At 68.0% G+C, this 17,121-nt stretch carries 19 protein-coding genes; 9 read left to right on the forward strand and 10 right to left on the reverse strand.

All coding sequences use genetic code 11. The annotated features are described in order from the left end of the window. Positions 1-136 precede the first annotated feature (136 nt). The 3 genes from AC1KAR_RS10695 to AC1KAR_RS10705 form a co-directional block, all read right to left on the reverse strand. Complete coding sequence (locus AC1KAR_RS10695) at positions 137-991, reverse strand: helix-turn-helix domain-containing protein (protein WP_480317272.1); 855 nt, start codon at positions 989-991, stop codon at positions 137-139. Between the two features lie 80 nt (positions 992-1,071). Beyond that, complete coding sequence (locus AC1KAR_RS10700; protein WP_480317274.1) at positions 1,072-1,971, reverse strand: hypothetical protein; 900 nt, start codon at positions 1,969-1,971, stop codon at positions 1,072-1,074. A gap of 159 nt (positions 1,972-2,130) precedes the next feature. Continuing rightward, the gene (locus AC1KAR_RS10705) at positions 2,131-3,360 is read right to left on the reverse strand and encodes a CaiB/BaiF CoA transferase family protein (protein WP_480317276.1); all 1,230 of its coding nucleotides are present in this window, start codon (positions 3,358-3,360) and stop codon (positions 2,131-2,133) included. A 45-nt stretch (positions 3,361-3,405) separates the two neighbouring features. Here AC1KAR_RS10705 and AC1KAR_RS10710 point away from each other — a divergent pair, with 45 nt between their 5' ends. Next, positions 3,406-3,969 carry an SRPBCC family protein gene (locus AC1KAR_RS10710; RefSeq protein WP_480317278.1) on the forward strand — a complete coding sequence of 188 codons (564 nt, stop codon included), beginning with the start codon at positions 3,406-3,408 and terminating at the stop codon, positions 3,967-3,969. Positions 3,970-3,999: 30 nt separating this feature from the next. Here the strand turns inward: AC1KAR_RS10710 and AC1KAR_RS10715 are convergent, their stop codons facing one another. The 3 genes from AC1KAR_RS10715 to AC1KAR_RS10725 all read right to left on the reverse strand — a co-directional run bounded on the left by AC1KAR_RS10715 (position 4,000) and on the right by AC1KAR_RS10725 (position 6,387). Further along, entirely contained in the window at positions 4,000-4,854 is an 855-nt protein-coding gene (locus tag AC1KAR_RS10715) for a 23S rRNA (adenine(2030)-N(6))-methyltransferase RlmJ (RefSeq protein WP_480317280.1), read from the reverse strand. 93 nt (positions 4,855-4,947) lie between these two features. Continuing rightward, entirely contained in the window at positions 4,948-5,529 is a 582-nt protein-coding gene (locus AC1KAR_RS10720) for an MOSC domain-containing protein (protein WP_480317282.1), read from the reverse strand. Between the two features lie 60 nt (positions 5,530-5,589). Further along, positions 5,590-6,387, reverse strand: coding sequence for a substrate-binding domain-containing protein (locus tag AC1KAR_RS10725; protein ID WP_480317284.1), 798 nt, complete (start codon positions 6,385-6,387; stop codon positions 5,590-5,592). A 278-nt stretch (positions 6,388-6,665) separates the two neighbouring features. Here AC1KAR_RS10725 and AC1KAR_RS10730 point away from each other — a divergent pair, with 278 nt between their 5' ends. Continuing rightward, positions 6,666-8,528, forward strand: a complete 1,863-nt coding sequence (locus tag AC1KAR_RS10730; protein ID WP_480317286.1) for a phosphoenolpyruvate carboxykinase (GTP) — start codon at positions 6,666-6,668, stop codon at positions 8,526-8,528. A 134-nt stretch (positions 8,529-8,662) separates the two neighbouring features. Here the strand turns inward: AC1KAR_RS10730 and AC1KAR_RS10735 are convergent, their stop codons facing one another. After that, complete coding sequence (locus AC1KAR_RS10735; RefSeq protein ID WP_480317288.1) at positions 8,663-8,959, reverse strand: hypothetical protein; 297 nt, start codon at positions 8,957-8,959, stop codon at positions 8,663-8,665. A 140-nt stretch (positions 8,960-9,099) separates the two neighbouring features. On the opposite strand from AC1KAR_RS10735, the gene AC1KAR_RS10740 reads away from it, so the two are divergent. Genes AC1KAR_RS10740 through AC1KAR_RS10750 form a run of 3 tightly spaced genes read left to right on the forward strand, consistent with a single transcriptional unit; the run spans position 9,100 to position 11,609 of the window. Then, positions 9,100-10,062 carry a LysR family transcriptional regulator gene (locus tag AC1KAR_RS10740; protein ID WP_480317290.1) on the forward strand — a complete coding sequence of 321 codons (963 nt, stop codon included), beginning with the start codon at positions 9,100-9,102 and terminating at the stop codon, positions 10,060-10,062. A gap of 10 nt (positions 10,063-10,072) precedes the next feature. Next, on the forward strand, positions 10,073-10,816 hold the full coding sequence (locus AC1KAR_RS10745; RefSeq protein ID WP_480317292.1) for a UPF0149 family protein: 744 nt from the start codon (positions 10,073-10,075) through the stop codon (positions 10,814-10,816). A gap of 22 nt (positions 10,817-10,838) precedes the next feature. Continuing rightward, positions 10,839-11,609 (forward strand): metallophosphoesterase, encoded by a 771-nt coding sequence (locus tag AC1KAR_RS10750; RefSeq protein WP_480317294.1) that lies wholly within the window; start codon positions 10,839-10,841, stop codon positions 11,607-11,609. 15 nt (positions 11,610-11,624) lie between these two features. Here the strand turns inward: AC1KAR_RS10750 and AC1KAR_RS10755 are convergent, their stop codons facing one another. Then, positions 11,625-11,831: a hypothetical protein gene (locus tag AC1KAR_RS10755; protein WP_480317296.1), complete on the reverse strand. Its 207-nt coding sequence runs from the start codon at positions 11,829-11,831 to the stop codon at positions 11,625-11,627. A 214-nt stretch (positions 11,832-12,045) separates the two neighbouring features. On the opposite strand from AC1KAR_RS10755, the gene AC1KAR_RS10760 reads away from it, so the two are divergent. The 3 genes from AC1KAR_RS10760 (at position 12,046) to AC1KAR_RS10770 (ending at position 14,230) form a co-directional block, all read left to right on the forward strand. Continuing rightward, positions 12,046-12,192 carry a hypothetical protein gene (locus AC1KAR_RS10760; protein WP_480317298.1) on the forward strand — a complete coding sequence of 49 codons (147 nt, stop codon included), beginning with the start codon at positions 12,046-12,048 and terminating at the stop codon, positions 12,190-12,192. A gap of 104 nt (positions 12,193-12,296) precedes the next feature. Then, on the forward strand, positions 12,297-12,923 hold the full coding sequence (locus AC1KAR_RS10765; RefSeq protein WP_480317300.1) for a LysE/ArgO family amino acid transporter: 627 nt from the start codon (positions 12,297-12,299) through the stop codon (positions 12,921-12,923). Continuing rightward, the gene (locus tag AC1KAR_RS10770; protein ID WP_480317302.1) at positions 12,923-14,230 is read left to right on the forward strand and encodes a D-amino acid dehydrogenase; all 1,308 of its coding nucleotides are present in this window, start codon (positions 12,923-12,925) and stop codon (positions 14,228-14,230) included. Before AC1KAR_RS10765 ends, AC1KAR_RS10770 begins: the two co-directional genes overlap by 1 nt. A gap of 24 nt (positions 14,231-14,254) precedes the next feature. On the opposite strand, the gene AC1KAR_RS10775 is transcribed toward AC1KAR_RS10770, so the two are convergent. Beyond that, positions 14,255-14,731 (reverse strand): tetratricopeptide repeat protein, encoded by a 477-nt coding sequence (locus tag AC1KAR_RS10775; RefSeq protein ID WP_480317304.1) that lies wholly within the window; start codon positions 14,729-14,731, stop codon positions 14,255-14,257. A 100-nt stretch (positions 14,732-14,831) separates the two neighbouring features. Here AC1KAR_RS10775 and AC1KAR_RS10780 point away from each other — a divergent pair, with 100 nt between their 5' ends. Continuing rightward, complete coding sequence (locus tag AC1KAR_RS10780; protein WP_480317306.1) at positions 14,832-16,133, forward strand: Hsp70 family protein; 1,302 nt, start codon at positions 14,832-14,834, stop codon at positions 16,131-16,133. A 23-nt stretch (positions 16,134-16,156) separates the two neighbouring features. On the opposite strand, the gene AC1KAR_RS10785 is transcribed toward AC1KAR_RS10780, so the two are convergent. Then, the gene (locus AC1KAR_RS10785) at positions 16,157-16,819 is read right to left on the reverse strand and encodes a YecA/YgfB family protein (protein WP_480317308.1); all 663 of its coding nucleotides are present in this window, start codon (positions 16,817-16,819) and stop codon (positions 16,157-16,159) included. Between the last annotated feature and the right edge of the window lie 302 nt (positions 16,820-17,121).

A 17,121-nucleotide genomic window follows, 5' to 3' on the forward strand; every position in this document is an offset into this window, starting at 1 on the left:
ACTTGGCACCGGGTGACATGCCGCGGCGCGAGAGCATGAGCACGGTGTGCTCGCTCGGGAAGGTCGGGGGGGGCATCCACCGCAAGGGAGGCTGCCCGAGAAGCAGATGAGCCGTGACTCGGCGGCGCCAGTGCGCCTACACGCTGGGCGTGGCCGCGCGCTCGTGGCTGCTGTCCGTTGCGCTCAGGGAGTTCAAGCGCGACTTCGCGCCCGATTTGGCGCGAGAGGCCTGGCGCCAGGTTTGCACCGCCACATCGGGGTTGCTGAAGAAGAACACCGGCGGTGCGCCATAGGCCTGCGACCAGACCTTCGAGAAGTGCGGTGAATCCGAGAAGCCCGCCGCCTCGGCGATCTGCGTGAGGCTCAGCCCGCTGCCGAAGAAGCGCGCGGCCGACTGGATCTTCAGCCACTGCTGGTACTGGCGCACCGTGATGCCCAGTTCGTCGGAGAACAGATGCGACAGGCGGTGCGGCGACAGGCAGCAGCGCTGTGCGAGTTCTTGCGCGCACAGGCTCGGGTTACTGCGCAGGAGCGCTCGCGCCAGGGCCACTCGGGTGTCGAGTGCGGGCCGCTCGGGCAGCAGGCCGGCGGCCAGGTTGGCGGCGCGGCGGTGCAGGCGGTGGGCTTCGCGCGGGTCGCTCAGTTGGCCGGTGTGCAAGGCGGCCAGTTCGCGGCGCACCAGGGCGAAGCGCTCAGCCGGCAGCGCCACGCAACCCGGGTCGGCAATGGCTTCGAAGGCCGCAAACGCGGGGTGCTCGGGTGCCAGATCGATGGAGACGAACGGCGTGGCAAGGATCGCCAACCGCCCGCTGACGTAGGGGCGCAGCGCGATGGCGGTGTGCCGCTCGAAATGGCCGTCGACCTCGACCTCGATTGGTCGTTCAGACAAGGCCAGCAGCAGCGTGGCGGTGTAGCGGCGTGTCTTCCAGCGCGCGTCGGAGCCCGCAAACAGGCTGCCGTCGTCGAACACGCGCATCTGGTGGCGCGGCATGCCATACCTCATGGGGTCCCTTTCGAAGGGCAGAGACAAAAACGCCCCGCGCGGTGCGGGGCGTTCGGTGGCGTGGACGATCAGTTCGTCACGTAGGTCTTCAGCCAGTTCATCGTGGCCGGCAGCGCCCAGGCGCCCGAGCCGTACTGGTAGTTCGTGTCGGCAGCCAGGATGCCTGTGCACTGCGCACCGTAGGTGCCCAGGCCCATGAAGCAGTGGTCGGCGTAGAGGTCGAGGACCTGGAAGTCCTTGACCACGGCCCAGCCGGAGCCATTGCTGCGGAAGCACTCGGTGGGGCTCAGGCCACTGCACTTCAGGCCGGTCACCAACTGAGCTTGCGAGCGGGCGATGGCTTCGGTGCCGCCGACGAACATGTCGCGTTCGCCGTTGATGATGCGCAGGCGGTCGCTTGTCTGCGTGTGCTTGCCGTCGGCGATGCACGATTGCAGGTTGTAGGCCACGGTGTAGGTCGAACCGGCGCCCTGGCCGAACGAGGCCTGGATGCCCGAGTGGTAGTTGCGCGAGAGCACCGAGATGATCGAGCCTTGGCTCAGGCCGCCGGTGACGATGCCCTTGGAGCAGTCAACCTTGGAGCGGGCGCACAGCTTGGAAATGGCGCTGTTGGCGTTGGCCGAATTGAAGATGCACTTGGCGCGGGTGCTGATGGTCGTGCAGGTGCCGAAGGAGGCGTTGTCGTATTGCACCGAGGCGGCCACCATGCCGCGGGCCACGGCCGCGTCGATCGCGGCGGCGCCCCATGAGCTGGTGTAGGTCTCGCCCGTGCCGCCGATGTAGACGAACAGCGGGTACTTGCCGGCGGCCGATGGTTCCTTGCCGGTGATGCTGTAGGTGGTGCCGCACGACGAGGTGCTGCCGCCCTTGTAGGTGGCGCTGAAGCTCGTCTGGGCCAGGGCCACCGCCGAGGCGGCGGTCAGCACCAGCGCCAGGCCGGCGCGGATGAAGGTCTTGCTGTTGAACATGGTTGTCTCCTGGGTCGTTGTTGTCTGGCCGGGCTTTGTATTTATTGCACACCCGTGCACAGATAAATTATTCGACGGCCGGGAGACCGTGGCCTTGTACGAAGTGGCTATGTTGGGTGCCGATGCCCCCGAGGTTTCCCCAGGCTCCGAAACGTGGAGTTACAGAACCCCGCGGGCGCGCAGCTGGGCTTCCTGCTCCGGGGTGATGCCCAGCTCGCGCAGCACGGCCTGGGTGTCTTCGCCGAGTGTGGGGGCGCGCCGGCTGATGCCTCCCGGCGTGGCGCTCAGCTTCGGCACGATGCCCGGCACTTCGACCGACAGGCCGTCGGCCGATGTCACGCGCTCGACCATGCCGCGCGCGCGGTAGTGCGGGTCTTCGGCGATGTCGCGTGCGGTGTAGATGCGCCCCGCCGGCACCTGCGCCGCGTTCAAGGCCGAGAGCACATCGGCCACTTGGCGCGAGACGGTCCACGCGCCGATGGCCGCGTCGATCTCGTCCACGCGCGCCACGCGGGCCGCGTTGCCGACGAGCGACGGGTCTTGCGCCAGGTCGTCGCGGCCGATGGCTTTCATCAGGCGCGTGAAGATGCTGTCGCCGTTGCCGGCCACCAGCACCCAGCCGTCGACGCAGGGGTAGGCATTGCTGGGCGCGATGCCCGGCAACGCCGAGCCTGCGGCTTCGCGCACGGCGCCAAAGGCGCTGTACTCGGGCAGCAGGCTTTCCATGCAATTGAAGACCGCCTCGTACAAGGCGACGTCGATCACCTGGCCGCGCCCCTTGGGCGCTTGCGCCGACACGGTCGCGTGGCGGTGGTGCAGCGCCATCAGGATGCCGATCACGCCGTGCAGCGAGGCCAGCGTGTCGCCGATGCTCACGCCCACGCGCACCGGCACGCGGCCGGGTTCGCCGGTGAGATGGCGCAGGCCGCCCATGGCCTCGGCCACCACGCCGAAGCCGGGCCGGTCCTTGTAAGGCCCGGTCTGGCCGTACCCGCTGATGCGCAGCATGATCAGCCCGGGGTTGTCGCGGGCGAGATCGTCGTAGCCCAGGCCCCAGGCTTCCATCACGCCGGGCTTGAAGTTCTCGACCACCACGTCGCATTCGGCCGCGAGCCGGCGCACGATCTCGCGCGCCTCGGGCTGCCTGAGGTCGAGCGTCACGCTCTTCTTGTTGCGCGACTGCACCTGCCACCACACGCTGGTGCCCTCGTGCAGCAGCCGCCACTGGCGCAGCGGGTCGCCGGTGCCCGGTGGCTCGATCTTGATCACCTCGGCGCCGAAATCCGCCAGCGTCTTCGCCGCAAACGGGCCGGCAATGAGCTGGCCGAGTTCGATCACCTTCAGCCCGGTCAACGGGCCGGCGGTGGAGGGGGTGGCTTGAGGCTGCATGGGCGCGATGTTAGTGTTGGCAACTGTCCGTCCGAGGACGAACCCATGCGCCATCTGCTCGCCTCCCTGCTTCTCGTGGCCGCCACGTCGGCGTGGCCCCAGGAGCGCGCCATCCAGAAGGAAGTGATCGTGCCCGCGCCCGTGGCGGCGGTGTGGGAGAGCTGGACGACCCAGGCCGGTATCGAGAGTTTCTTCGCGCCCGAGGCCGAGATCGACGCGCGCCCGGATGGCGCCTTCCATATCCACATCGACCCGCTCGGCGCCCCCGGCGCGAAGGGTGCCGACACCATGCGCTACTTGGCACTGCAGCCGATGAAGATGCTCAGCTTCGACTGGAACGCACCACCGCACCTGTCCGAGGCGCGCCAGCAGCGTACCTTCGTGGTGGTGCGGCTATTCGATGCGGGTGGCCAATCGACCCGCGTCACGCTGCACCACAGCGGCTGGGGGGAGGGCGGCCAGTGGGACCAGGCTTACGCCTATTTCGACAAGGCGTGGGGTGCCGTGCTTGGCAACTTGAAGAAGCGCCACGAGAGTGGCCCGATCGACTGGATGCCGTGGATGGAGTCGCTCAAGAAGATGCACGCCGAGCAGCCCACGGCCAGGTAGGCCGACCCGTGGCTGTCCATGCGGTGGGCGCTACGCCGCCCGCTGCTCGATGAGGTAGTTCGCGCCGTCGTACTGGCCCATGACGTCGACCAACCAGGGCATCAGCTCCTGCATCTCGTCATGCAGGGTGTAGGGCGGGTTCAGGATGAACATCCCGCTGCCCGCGAGGCCGAAGCCTTGCTGGTCGAGTTGCTGCACCGTGAGCCGCACATGCAGAAAGCCTTTGGGCGCCAGCGCCTCCAGGCGGCGCGGCAACTGCGCGGCTTCGAGCTTCGTCACCTGCGGGTACCAGACCATGTACACGCCTTCGGAAAAACGCTGCAGCCCTTCGCGCAGCGAGGCGATCACGCGACCGTAGTCGTTGTGGCCCTCGTAGGACGGGTCCATCAGCACCGCGGCGCGGCGCGTGCTCGGCGGCACCTGTGCCTTCAGGCCCTCGAAGCCGTCGGCGTTGTAGACCTCCACGCCCTTGTTGTGGCCCAGGTACGAGGCCAGGATGCGGTGGTCGGTGCTGTGCAGCTCGTACAGGCGGAGCTGATCCTGCGGGCGCAGCAGCAACTGCGCGAAGGCGGGCGAACCGGGGTATTGCGTGAGGTGGCCGTCGGGGTTGAACTGGCGCACCTGATCCACATAGTCGCCCACCAGTTCGGGCAGGGCTTCGCCGTTCTTCTGCCGCTCCCACAGCCGGGCGATGCCTTCGATGTACTCACCCTTCTTCTGCGCGTATTGGCCCTCGAGCGAATAGCCGCCCGCGCCGGCGTGCGTGTCGATCAGCCGGTAGGCTTTGTCCTTCTGGTTCATGTAGCGCAGCACGCGCGTGAGCACCACGTGCTTGAGCACGTCGGCATGGTTGCCCGCATGAAAGGCGTGTCGGTAGGCGAGCATGGGCGTGGCCGGTCAGGTGGAGGCGGTATTGTCTTCTGCTCTGTCGCCCGTTCGGCCTTTTCGCCGGTGTGCTGCGCTGTGCGAGCGGCCCGGTCAGACTTTCTTGGATGAGATCCGTGAGCGGAACAGCTCGCGGATGCCGACCTCGCGCGGCCCCGGGATCACTTCGAACGACTCACCCGCCTGCAGCGTGCCGGCGACGCGCACTGCGAGGTAGAAGCCGCACCAGCCGTTCGCACCCATCAGCTTGCTGGCCTGGTTGAAGCCCATGACCGCGTTGAACTTGAAGCAGGGAAAGCGCGGCTCGCTGACCGCCAGTTCGCAGTTCGGGAAGCGCAGCACGTCGCCGATCCAGGCCTGGTCTTCGAGCAGGCCGCTCAGCGTGAGGTTCTCGCCGAGCGACCCGGGCGGCAGGGGTTCGTCCCACAGCGCCACCTTGGCCTGGGCGCGTACAGTCTGCCAGAAGGGATAGTGCTCGCTCGGGTAGGCGTAGACGGCCTTCGACAGCCCGCCGTGCACCGTCAGATCGGCCTGTTCGTCGCCTTCCAGCCCGAGCGGGCGAGCGGCCACCGCATGCGGCACGGCCCGTTTGCCGATGCCCGTCATCACCTTGCGCCCGGCGATGTCGACCTCGCGGGTCAGGCTGACGTTGACGCTGAGCAGGGTGTGCGGCATGCCGAGATGATGCCGCAGAGGTCAAACCCGATCGGATCTCGATGGTGTGTGGGACAGCCCTCAGGCCGAGCGCCATCCCCGCACACCAGCCGCGGCGCGGCGGCCCTGCGGCCCGCCGACCCACTCGCCGAACAGTTTGGCGGCCGGGTGGTTGACGCGGAACGAGCGCATCAGGTGCACTTCGACGGCCATGCGCGGGTCACCCTCGACCAGCACGGCCAGCGGCTTGCGGCTGCGTGCGAGCCAACTGGCCCGGTCGACCAGCGCGTAGGCGTTCTCGGCCTGGGCCTGATCCAGCACGCTCGACGTCGCATCCGAATACCAGGGGGCCGCTGGCGCCACCTTGGCCGCGCGCCACAAGGCAAATGCGCTCAGGTAAGCGCCGCTGCCTACCACCGGGCCGATGAATCGCGCCTGTGCCTGGGCGATCTGGGTCAGCGCGGCGGCGATGTCCTTGCCGCCGGCCACGCCCACCGGGTCGCGCGCCTGCTTGCCTTTGCCCTCCATCGGGCCGACCAGTACGAAGTCGCCCCGGGCCACCAGACGGCGGTCGTGCGCCAGGCCCTGCTTCTCGAGTTGCGCCTCCTGCTCGGGGGCGTTGGTCATGGCCGCATCGATCTCGCCGCGCTCCAGCGTCTGCAGCAGCGTGGCACTGAACCCGGGCACGAGTTGCACCGCGACACCAGTATCCCGGCCAAAAGCGCGCTGGAACTGCCCGGCAAGCCCCGTGTCGAACAGGGACTGGTCCACGCCCAGGAGCATCGGGTCCTTCAGCGATTTGCGCTGCGCCGCCTGCAGAGCGGGCGCAACGCTGGCGGTGGCCAAGGCGGCCAGCACAGTGCGGCGATCGAGTGTCATGGCGCTCATCTTAGGGGTCGGAACGTCTCCCACGGCACACCCATTGCCCTGCACTGCGGAACAGTTCACACGAGGGCCGCATGGGGATATGCATAAATTGCATGGCCCCCCGGTGCCCGGTGGTTACGGCGAGATTACATTGGCATGACAATCTTTTTTGAGTCGATCCTGCGCGCGTCTTGAAGACGCAAGCGGCATGGGGCGAGCCTCTCGACACCTTGTTTTGAGAGGCCTGAGGTTCGCCCGATTCCGTTTTAACTTTGATGATTGGACTGACCATGAACCAACCCGTGATGGAAGGGCTGCGCTTGAACGTACCCGCCTATGTCAAACATGCACGCCTCGTGTCCTGGGTGGCCGAGATCGCCGCTCTCACCGAAGCACGCGATGTGTACTGGTGCGATGGCAGCCAGGAAGAGTACGACCGCCTGTGCGGCCAGCTCGTCGCGGCCGGTACCTTCAAGAAACTCAACCCCGAGCTGCGCCCCAACAGCTACCTGGCTGTCACCAGCCCGAGTGACGTGGCACGGGTCGAAGACCGCACCTTCATCTGCTCGCCCAAGAAGGAAGACGCCGGCCCGACCAACAACTGGATGGCTCCGGCCGAGATGCGCCAGCTGCTGCAAACCGGCGACAAGGCCCTCTTCAAGGGCGCCATGAAGGGCCGGACGCTGTACGTGGTGCCCTTCAGCATGGGCCCGCTGGGCTCGCCGATCGCCCACATCGGCGTCGAGTTGTCCGACAGCCCCTACGTGGCCGTCAACATGAAGATCATGACCCGCATGGGCAAGGCCGTGCTCGACGTGCTGGGCGAAGACGGCCATTTCGTGCCCTGCGTGCACACCGTGGGCGCCCCGCTCGAAGCCGGCCAGAAAGATGTGGCTTGGCCCTGCAGCGACACCAAGTACATCGTTCACTACCCCGAGACCCAGGAGATCTGGTCCTACGGCTCCGGCTACGGCGGCAACGCGCTGCTGGGCAAGAAGTGCTTCGCCCTGCGCATCGCCTCCACCATGGGCCGCGCCCAGGGCTGGCTGGCCGAGCACATGCTCATCCTGGGTGTGACCTCGCCGCAGGGCAAGAAGTACCACGTCGCGGCGGCCTTCCCGAGCGCGTGCGGCAAGACCAACTTCGCCATGCTGATCCCGCCGGCTGGCTTCGACGGCTGGAAGGTCACCACCATCGGTGACGACATCGCCTGGGTGAAGCCCCAAGCCGATGGCTCGCTGCGCGCGATCAACCCCGAGGCGGGTTACTTCGGCGTGGCCCCCGGCACCAACATGCTGACCAACCCGAACTGCATGAAGTCGCTCGACCGTGACGTGATCTTCACGAACGTGGCCCTCACCGACGACGGTGATGTCTGGTGGGAAGGCATGGGCGACGCCCCGGCCCACGCCATCGATTGGCAAGGCAAGGACTGGACCCCGCAGATCGCCAAGGAAACCGGCGCCAAGGCCGCCCACCCGAACGCGCGTTTCACCGTGGGCGCCACCAACAACCCGGCGCTCGACAGTGAGTGGGACAACCCCGCCGGCGTCAAGATCGACGCGTTCATCTTCGGTGGCCGCCGCTCGACGACCGTGCCGCTCGTCACCGAAGCGCGCGACTGGACCGAAGGCGTCTACATGGCTGCCACCATGGGCTCTGAAACCACCGCGGCGGCCTTCGGCCAGCAAGGCGTGGTGCGCCGCGACCCCTTCGCCATGCTGCCCTTCATGGGCTACAACATGAGCGACTACTTCCAGCACTGGCTCGACCTGGGCACCAAGCTGGAAGCCTCGGGCGCCACGCTGCCCAAGATCTTCTGCGTCAACTGGTTCCGCAAGGGCGCCGACGGCAAATTCATCTGGCCGGGTTACGGCGAGAACATGCGCGTCCTGAAGTGGATGCTGGATCGTGTGGAAGGCTCGGGCCAGGGCGTCGAGAACGTCTTCGGTACGACCCCGCGCTATGAAGACCTCAACTGGACCGGCCTCGATTTCACCAAGGCCCAGTATGACCAGGTCACCAGCATCGACAAGGCCGCGTGGCAGACCGAGCTCGGCCTGCATGCCGAGCTGTTCCAGCAGCTGGCCTACCACCTGCCGACCCAGCTGACGGCCACCAAGGCCAAGATCGAGGCTCGCCTGGAGGCCTGATCTGCCGAGCAATCGGTCGAAACCCGAAAGGGGCACCCGAGCGGTGCCCCTTTTCACGTGGGTTTCGCATCGAACAACAAAAAAGCCCGCTGATGCGGGCTTCTCGTTATGTGCCTTGGGAGGCGTTCTCGGGATCAGCGGGCCAGCATGTCGGGGCGATCGGCTGCGCCGTAGCTTTCCGAAGCGAACTGGTACAGCTGCTCGTGGCGATCTGCGGCGGCATACAACTCGGAGGCGAAGCGGGGATCGCTGCCTTCGTAGCGGTGGGCCATGGCGCGCACGCGGGCCGCGTCACGCGTCGGGTAGCGCAGTGCCGGGGTGCCAGCCGGGAGGGCCTTCAGCAGCGCGCCGACCCATTCGCCGATGATGGCGGCCAGCCGGGGGGCGTTGCGGGGTTGGGGGATCTGGATGCTGATGGTCGAGGCGGTCATGGTGTGCTCCTTCGTGGGAACGTCTGCAACTCGAATGAGCTGGCATTGAGGGCAATACTAGGGTAACCACTAATGCGTGTCCAATCACGAATATGAATTCGTGATATTCACAATGTGCATGTCGAGCACAAAATCACGCGATGAACTACAAGTCCTTGGATCTGAACCTGTTGCGCGTTTTCGACGCCGTCATGGCCGAGCGCAACCTGACCCGCGCTGCCGCGCGGCTGTCGCTGACACAGCCCGCGGTGAGCAACGCGCTGAGGCGGTTCAAGGAGGCGGTGGGTGAAGAGTTGCTCACCCGCGCCACGCACGGCGTGGTGCCCACGCCCTTCGCCGAGAAGCTGTGGCCGCAGGTTCGTTCGGCGCTGGATCAACTCCGCGCGGCGCTCGACCCCGACGAGTTCGACCCGGGCCGCGATGCCGTGAGTTTCCGCCTCGCAATGGCCGACGCGACCGCGGCCGTTCTGTTGCCGCCCTTGGTCGACCACATCGAGGCACACCAGGCCCAGGTCAACCTGCGCGTCATTCCGCTCACCACACGCGACCCGCGCTCGCTTCTGGAGCGAGGCGATGTGGATGTGGCCGTCGGCTATTTCCCCGAGGCCGTTGCGGAGCTCGTGTCGCAGGGCGCGCAGGCCGCCTTGCGACACCAGCGGCTGAACGACAGCGAATACGTGTGCGTGATGCGCCGCGGGCACCCGCTGGCGCAGGCCGAGCTGACGCTGGATGCCTTCTGCGACGCCCATCACCTGCTGGTGAGCTTTTCGGGCCGACCGCATGGGTTCGTCGACCAGGCGCTGGCGGCACTCAACCGCACCCGGCGCATCGTGCTCACCGTCAACCAGTTCTTCACCGCCGGCCGGGTGGTGTCGCGCAGCGACTTGCTGACGGTCCTGCCGGCGTCGTTTGTCGACGCCACGGGGTACCAGTCGCGCCTGGTCGAGCGACCGATCCCGTTGACCATGCCGCCGATTCACGTCGAGGCGATGTGGCATGCCCGCCATGACCGGGTGAGCGCGCACCAGTGGCTGCGCGCGCGCCTGCTCGAGGCCGTGGGGCCGCGCATGGGGGCGACAATGCCGAACCCGGCCACACCTTGAGAGCCACGCCATGTCCGCCCATTCCGACCTCACCGATGCCGAGTTCGCCGAACTCGACGAACTCCTGGCCGAAACGCCCGAGCCCTTGCAGCCCGTCGACGCGGTGATGCTCGACGGCTTCCTGTGCGGCGTGATCGTGCAACCGCTGCTGCTGGAGCCGGCGGCCTGGCTGCCGCATGTGTTCGACTTCGATGCCACGCCCTTGCCAGACGACGTGGACCCCGCGTGGCGCGATCGCACCACCGCGCTGATCCTGCGCCGCCACGCCGCACTCAACCGCGCGATGGCCGAAGATGGCTGGTTCGACCCGCTGGTGCTCGAGTTCGACGAAGAACATCCGCGCGAGCTCCCACCCGAAGGCGAGCCCGACCCGCTGGCCGGCATGAGCGAGATCTCGCAAGCCTTGATGCCGTGGGTCGCTGGCTTCCAGCACGCGGCGATCTGCTTCCCAGATCTGTCCGAGATGCCCGACGACGCCGTGATGGCGGCCCTGGCCCGCCTGTACCGCCACTTGCCGGCAGAGACCGCCGAAGAGCGCGAGGTCGTCGCCACCCTGGAGCGCGAGCACCCGCTCAAGGACATGGGCGATGCGATCGAAGACCTGGTCGTCACCGTGGCCGACCTCTACGACCTGACGAGCGACCAGCGCTACAAGGTCGAGACGGTGCGGCGCGATGCGCCCAAAGTCGGCCGCAACGACCCCTGCCCCTGCGGCAGTGGCAAGAAGTTCAAGCAGTGCCACGGCGCGGGGTGAACCCGCCGACCCCCGCCGACCCGTGCGCCTGCAACTCCTGTCCGACCTGCACCTCGAAACCGAAGACTTCGAGCCCCAGCCCGCGCCCGGCGCCGAGCTGCTGATCCTCGGCGGCGACATCGACAGCACCTGGGCTGGCCTGGAGCGCTTTCGCGGCTGGCCGGTGCCGGTGATCTTCGTCGCGGGCAATCACGAGTTCGATGGCCGCGAGCTCGATACCGCCTGGCCCGCGCTGCGCGAGCGTTGCGCCGAGCTCGGGTTGCAGATGCTGGAGCGCGAGAGCGAGGTGCGTGTCGGGCAGGACGGCCGCCGCATCCGCTTCGTGGCCACCGTGCGCTGGTGTGATTTCGATCTCTTCGGCGAGCGCGGCCGCGACAAGGCCATGCGCGCGGCCACGTACTTCATGCGGGTGATGCGCTCCACGCGCCACGGCGAGCCCTTCGGCCCCGATGCCGTGCGCGAAGAAGCCCTGGCCTGCCGCGACTGGCTGGCCGCCGAGTTGGCGCGGCCGTCCGGCGGGTCGTCAGGCCATTGGGATGCGACCGTGGCCCTGACGCACTTCGGCCCCAGCCTGCGCAGCGGCGATCCGCGCTATGGCAGCCAGCCCGGCACTGCGAGTTTCTGCAACGCCGACGACGAGCTCATCCCGCTGGCCGACCTGTGGATCCACGGCCACCTGCACTGCCGGCATGACTACCGGGTGGGTGCGTCGCGGGTGGTCTGCAACGCGCGCGGCCATGCGCGCCGCGGCGAGGCCGATGGCTTCGACGGCCTGCGGCTGATCGAGGTTTAGGCGTCGGCCGCAGCCTCAGCGCCGCGGCCGCCGCGCGAGGCGATCGGCGAGCGGTGTGGGGCTTCGTGGGGCGGGCGGGGGGTCGGGGATCTCGGGCGCCATGGCATCCAGGCCGAAAGCCGTGCCCATGTCGCCGGGGTCGAGCGAACCGGCTGCCTCACACGACCGCCCGGGCCGTACCGCCCAGTTGGTGAGCCAATGCATTCCAGACCACAGTTTCATCGAGCGCCTCCCTGCCAGTGCGTGCGATGGAGACAGTGTGTGGCCGCGCCGCGTTCGGCAAACCCTGGAATTGACGCGCAGCCCGGGCGCTTTTGCAGTTGGCAAGCACTTACCCCTGATTGATGAATGGGGTTGCCACACGAAAGATGCATGGTTTGTGCGGTGCGATCACCATTCGCTCCTGCCCGCTGAAAACGCCGTGCTGGAGATGCACATGAACCTGGGGTCGATCCGCCTCCTGCTGACCTGGGCCACCGTGGTGGCGGCTCTGGTGAGCGCGGTCTTGCTCGCTGGCGGCGATGCGGGCTTGCCGGACATCGCCGACTACATCATGGGCGGCAGCAGCGGCGCTCGCACCTGATCCGGCCGGAGCGGGCTGGCCCGCTCGCAAAACCCGTCGATCTCGTTGCCATTGCGCCCACGGCTGGCGCTGTGTCACGCCGGGTGTCGACAATCCGTCGCTCCATGCCCGACGCCATTGCCTCAGCCTTCACGCAAGGCGCCCTGATGACCGCGGGGCTCATTGCCGCCATCGGCGCGCAGAACGCGCAGGTGCTGCGGCTCGGTCTGGCCCGCGTGCATGTGGGACCGGTGGTGTTGCTATGCACCCTGTCGGATTGGTTGCTGATTGCCCTCGGCGTGTTCGGACTCGGCTCGGTCATCCAGGGCTCGCCCCTCCTGATGCAGGTGTTCCGCTACGGCGGCGCCGCGTTCCTGATCGCCTACGGGCTGCGCGCTGCCTGGCATGCCTGGCGCGGGCAGGGCGCGCTGGCGCAGAGCGGGCCCGGCGATGTCTCGCTGGGCAGTGCGTTAGTCAGCACGCTGGCGCTCACCTACCTCAACCCGCACGTCTACCTCGATACCGTCGTGCTGCTCGGCAGCGTCGGCGCGCAGCATGGCCCTGATGGGCGCATCGCCTTTGCGGTGGGCGCGGGTCTTGCGTCGATGATGTGGTTCGTGTCCTTGGGCTATGGCGCCATGGCTGCGTCGCGCTGGTTGCGGCGTGCCGAGACCTGGCGCGTGATCGACGCGCTGGTGGCGCTCGTGATGTTCAGCGTGGCAGCACAGTTGCTGCTCAAAGGGGGCGGTTGATGCGAGTCGTGGTGATGGGCGCCGGCATCCTCGGCGTGTGCACGGCCTGGTACCTGCTCGAGCACGGCCATGAGGTCACCCTGGTCGACCGCCAGCGTGACGCCGCCATGGAAACCAGCTACGCCAATGGCGCCCAGATCTCGGTCAGCTTCTGCGAGCCCTGGGCGCAGCCATCCGCGCCGCTCAAGGTGCTCAAGTGGCTGATGCGCGACGACGCCCCGCTGCTGTTTCGCCCCAAGCTCGACTGGCACCAGTGGCGCTGGGGCCTGAGCTTTCTCACGCAATGCACGAACAAGGCCTTCGAGCGCAACGTGGCCAACCTGGTGGCACTCGGGCGCTACAGCCACGAATCGCTCAAGAGCCTGGTGGCGCAGACCGGCATCGAGTTCGATCGCATCGAGCGCGGCATCCTGCACTTTTTCTCGACGCAGGCCGATTTCGACGCGGCGGCTGTCGGGGTCGAGCTGATGCGCCGGCACGGCGTGGACCGGCGCGTGCTCTCGCGCGACGAGGTGCTGCAGGTCGAGCCCGCGCTCCGCGCCTTTGCCGGCAACATTGCAGGCGGCACCTACACCGCCAGCGACGAGTCGGGCGATGCACGTGTCTTCACGCAAAGGCTCGCGCGCCTGTGCGAGCAGCGCGGCGCCACGCTGCTGTACGAGCACGACATCCTGGGGCTCGACGTCGAAGGGCGCAGCGTGCAGGGCGTGCGCGTGGTGGAGCCACTCGGTGGGCTGCCGCGCACGCTGCGCGCCGATGCCTACGTGGCCGCGCTCGGCAGCTTCACCGCACCGATGCTGCGCCCGCACGGCATCTATCTCAACATCTACCCCGCCAAGGGCTACTCGGCCACGCTGCGCCTGAAGCACCCGGAGCGCGCGAGTGTCGTGAGCATGATCGACGACGCGCGCAAGATCGCCGTCAGCCGCCTGGGCAACACCGTGCGCGTGGCCGGCACCGCCGAGCTGGCGGGCTACGACATGGGGCTGACGAGCGACACCGCGCGAGTGCGTTGCGCCTCGCTGGTGAGTCGCTACGAAGAGTTGTTCCCGGGTGTGGCGGACACCAGCGAGCCCAACTTCTGGGCCGGCCTGCGGCCCAGTACGCCGAACAACCTGCCGTACATCGGCCGCTGCAGCCGGCTCGGCAACCTGTGGCTCAACGCCGGCCACGGCACGCTCGGGTGGACGCACGGCGCCGGCTCAGGCCGCGCGCTGGGTGACTTGATCAGTGGCAAGCAGCCGGCGCTCGCATTTGCCTACTGCGGCCGCGGCGGCGGCGCACCGTGGCGTGCCGCGGCGGCCTGATCTGCCTGACCAATTTCTGTCTGCTCAGTACCCGCCGGCCTTGCCGCCGTTTGCCTTGAAGCGTGCGATCGCGTCCTTGAGCTCGGCGTACTCCACGCAGGCCGTGCCGCACACGCCCTGCAGCCTGGCCAGGCGCGCTTCGGCCGCCGGCACGTCGCCCTTCATCAGGTACAGCTCACCCGAATACTCCAGCGCACCGCGGTGCTTGGGGTCGATGCGCAGTGCGGTGTCGTAGAACTTCTCCGATCCGGCGATGTCCGGCGACTTCTGCTTGCGCAGCGAGTAGCCCATCAGGTTGTTCCAGTCGGCGCTGCCGGTGTCGTTCACGCGTTTCAGCTCGTCAATGGCTGCGGGCCAGTTGCGCGCGGCGATCTGCGACCGCGCGTTGGCCAGTGGGTCGGCCGCGGCGGGGGCCGGCGCGGACATGTCGGCGGCCGTGGCGAGGCCCGCGGCCGCGAGGAGCAACGACGCGGCGAGAGAGCGAAGCAGGGTGGGCGTCATGGGCGGCTCCAGCGGTGTGACAGACGAGGGGCGATCGGCGAGCCGAGTCTACAATCGCGCCCCCTCCGCGTGACCCCACCCCCGACCTCAGGACTGCCGCATGTACTGCGCCATCGACTTCGGCACTTCGAACTCGGCCATTGCCATCCCCTCGCGCAACGCAACGGGCGCTGAGTCCATGCAGCTCGTCGAGCTCGAAGCCGGCCAGCGCACCATGCCCACGGCGGTGTTTTATTTCGCCGAGGGCCCGGAGACGAACGGCCCGCCGCGTGCGTTCGGCCGTGCGGCGCTCGCGGCGTATGTGGATGGCATCGACGGCCGCCTGATGCGCTCGATGAAGAGCATCCTCGGCAGCAGCCTCGTCGAGCAGACCACCGACGTGGGCGGCGGGCGCGGTGTGAAGTACATCGACATCATCACCGGCTACCTGCTGCGCCTGAAGACGCTGGCCGAGGCACAGGCCGGTACGCGCATCGAGCAGGTGGTGCTGGGGCGGCCGGTGTTCTTCGTCGACGACGAACCCGCGCGCGATGCCCAGGCGCAGGCGGCGCTCGAAGCGGCGGCGCGTGCGGTGGGTTTCCGCGAGGTGCATTTCCAGTACGAGCCCATCGCCGCGGCCTTCGACTTCGAGCGCAGCGTGAACCGCGAGCAGATCGTGCTGGTGGCTGACATTGGCGGTGGTACGTCTGACTTTTCGATTGTGCGCGTGGGGCCCGAGCAGGCGCGCCGCCTGGAGCGCAAGGGCGACATCCTGGCCAACCATGGCGTGCACATCGCGGGCACCGATTTCGACCGTCGCGTGGAGCTCGCCAGCATCCTCGGCGAGTTCGGCTATGGCGCCTTCGGCCCGAGCGTGGCCGGTGCGCCGCCGCGCGAGGTGCCGAGCGCGGTGTACTTCGACCTGGCCACCTGGCACCTCATCAACACCGTCTACAACCCGGCGCGGGTGGCCGAGCTTCGGCAGATGCGCAGCTTCTATGCCGACCCGCGGCATCACCAACGCCTGATGACGGTGGTGACCGAGCGCCTGGGCCATGAGCTGGCGTCACGCGCCGAGGCCGCCAAGATCAGCGTGGCCGAGGGCGGCGAAACGAGCATCGACCTGAGCCACGTGGAACGCGGCCTGGCCGCGAGCCTGACCGAACCGCAGGCGGTGGCGGCGCTCGAAGGCGATCTGGCGCGCATCGTGGGCGCGGCGCGCGAGACCGTTGCGCAAGCCGGCCTGCAACCCGGCCAGATCGATGCGCTGTACTTCACCGGCGGCTCCACGGGCTTGCGCCTGCTCGCCGAGCAGATCGCCGCGGACTACCCGCAGGCGCAGGTGGTGCGCGGCGATCGCTTCGCCAGCGTGGCCACCGGCCTCGCGCTGCACGCGCAGCGCTGGTACACGCGCGGCGCCTGATCGACGCCCACGCCGTTGATCGATCAGCGGCGGCGTGGCCCCGGCCCGGGCCGCGGGCGCCGGGTGGGCGTGGCAGGCTGCAGCGGGCGGCCCACATCGGCGAGCAGCAGCGTGGCGCGCACCAGGCATTCCACCGCCTCGGCCAGGTCTTCGGGGGGCTCCAGGGTCTCGATCTCGGCCAGCAGCTCGTCGGCGTCTTCGAGGTCGTCCGGGTCGAGGTGGCGGTAGACCAGGGCGAGCGGCTCGGTCAGCGCCTGCGCGTCGTGCCGCATCAGGTCCGGGAAGAGTTCCATCGCCGTCGCGAAGCCAGCCACCCAGGGGTAGACGGCGTCGGCATCGGTGGGCTCGTCTTCGTCTTCGCCCTCGAGCTCGAACACCCAGGGGTCGAACCACTTCCGGTTCGAGATGGCGTGGTTGAGTTCGGCGTGGCGGCGCAGCACGAGATCGTGCAGGCGCGCGAGGTCGATGCGCGGCGGCACGGCGCGGCCGTCCTCGTCGGTGACATGCGGCAACCACCGGCTCACCGGCACGCGTACCGGTTGCACCAGCAGGCCACACAAGAAGCCGTCGAGCATGCTCACATCGAGAGGCTCCAACGGCGCCGGGATGGCGTCGAGCAGCGATTGCAGCTCGTCGATCTCCCGCTCATTCAACGGGGTAGGCGTGGTGCGTTGGACGGGTTGCATGAAGGCCTTTTTCGCGCGCTCGGCGCGGGTGATTTCAGAGGTGGAACGGTTGCTACAAAGCGTATCGAAAGTCTCCCTCGTATTGGGGATGTTGGCACCCACCTCGCAAGACTACATTCTCCCGCGTGCTGTCACACGGGGTCTCACCAAGACCGCGAGGTACACGGTTCGAACCACCGGAGCGCTCCAAAAGAACAACGCGCCAGAGAGTGGACGGAACCGCATCGGTCCCAACGACGTCCTTCAGAGGACTTGAATAGCCCACCCTTCACGGGGTGGGCTTTTTTTTCGCGCCGGCGCCA

This window comes from Piscinibacter sp. PDB1-1 (assembly GCF_056675995.1).

Coding starts and splice junctions, on each gene's coding strand:
- AC1KAR_RS10695 (WP_480317272.1), bottom strand. CDS start 991: ATGCCGCGCCACCAGATGCGCGTGTTCGACGACGGCAGCCTGTTTGCG.
- AC1KAR_RS10700 (WP_480317274.1), bottom strand. CDS start 1,971: ATGTTCAACAGCAAGACCTTCATCCGCGCCGGCCTGGCGCTGGTGCTG.
- AC1KAR_RS10705 (WP_480317276.1), bottom strand. CDS start 3,360: ATGCAGCCTCAAGCCACCCCCTCCACCGCCGGCCCGTTGACCGGGCTG.
- AC1KAR_RS10710 (WP_480317278.1), top strand. CDS start 3,406: ATGCGCCATCTGCTCGCCTCCCTGCTTCTCGTGGCCGCCACGTCGGCG.
- AC1KAR_RS10715 (WP_480317280.1), bottom strand. CDS start 4,854: ATGCTCGCCTACCGACACGCCTTTCATGCGGGCAACCATGCCGACGTG.
- AC1KAR_RS10720 (WP_480317282.1), bottom strand. CDS start 5,529: ATGCCGCACACCCTGCTCAGCGTCAACGTCAGCCTGACCCGCGAGGTC.
- AC1KAR_RS10725 (WP_480317284.1), bottom strand. CDS start 6,387: ATGACACTCGATCGCCGCACTGTGCTGGCCGCCTTGGCCACCGCCAGC.
- AC1KAR_RS10730 (WP_480317286.1), top strand. CDS start 6,666: ATGAACCAACCCGTGATGGAAGGGCTGCGCTTGAACGTACCCGCCTAT.
- AC1KAR_RS10735 (WP_480317288.1), bottom strand. CDS start 8,959: ATGACCGCCTCGACCATCAGCATCCAGATCCCCCAACCCCGCAACGCC.
- AC1KAR_RS10740 (WP_480317290.1), top strand. CDS start 9,100: ATGAACTACAAGTCCTTGGATCTGAACCTGTTGCGCGTTTTCGACGCC.
- AC1KAR_RS10745 (WP_480317292.1), top strand. CDS start 10,073: ATGTCCGCCCATTCCGACCTCACCGATGCCGAGTTCGCCGAACTCGAC.
- AC1KAR_RS10755 (WP_480317296.1), bottom strand. CDS start 11,831: ATGAAACTGTGGTCTGGAATGCATTGGCTCACCAACTGGGCGGTACGG.
- AC1KAR_RS10760 (WP_480317298.1), top strand. CDS start 12,046: ATGAACCTGGGGTCGATCCGCCTCCTGCTGACCTGGGCCACCGTGGTG.
- AC1KAR_RS10765 (WP_480317300.1), top strand. CDS start 12,297: ATGCCCGACGCCATTGCCTCAGCCTTCACGCAAGGCGCCCTGATGACC.
- AC1KAR_RS10770 (WP_480317302.1), top strand. CDS start 12,923: ATGCGAGTCGTGGTGATGGGCGCCGGCATCCTCGGCGTGTGCACGGCC.
- AC1KAR_RS10775 (WP_480317304.1), bottom strand. CDS start 14,731: ATGACGCCCACCCTGCTTCGCTCTCTCGCCGCGTCGTTGCTCCTCGCG.
- AC1KAR_RS10780 (WP_480317306.1), top strand. CDS start 14,832: ATGTACTGCGCCATCGACTTCGGCACTTCGAACTCGGCCATTGCCATC.
- AC1KAR_RS10785 (WP_480317308.1), bottom strand. CDS start 16,819: ATGCAACCCGTCCAACGCACCACGCCTACCCCGTTGAATGAGCGGGAG.